Below are 224 nucleotides of genomic sequence, written 5' to 3' on the forward strand. Positions count from 1 at the left end.
CAGGGCCTCCGCCGCGTTCGTCCGGGCGGCGGGGTCGGCGTGCCCGAGTTGACGGATGCAGTTGGCGACGTCCGCGTCCGGGTCGTCGTCCTCCCTCTCGGGTGGCGGCTCGGCGCCGATTGCCGCGAGGGCGATCCGGATCTCGGGGTGGATGTCAGCCACGTCCGCAGGGTCCACATCATGCTCGACCAGCAACCGGAGGAGGCCGGTGGTGAACTCCCGCC

At 72.3% G+C, this 224-nt stretch carries 1 protein-coding gene; it reads right to left on the reverse strand.

Annotation, left to right across the window (positions count from 1 at the left end; translation table 11 throughout):
• The coding region (locus BGIM_RS65305; protein ID WP_040892081.1) for a hypothetical protein at window positions 1-224 on the reverse strand (224 nt) is incomplete at both ends.

This window comes from Zavarzinella formosa DSM 19928 (assembly GCF_000255705.1).
GTDB lineage: Bacteria > Planctomycetota > Planctomycetia > Gemmatales > Gemmataceae > Zavarzinella > Zavarzinella formosa.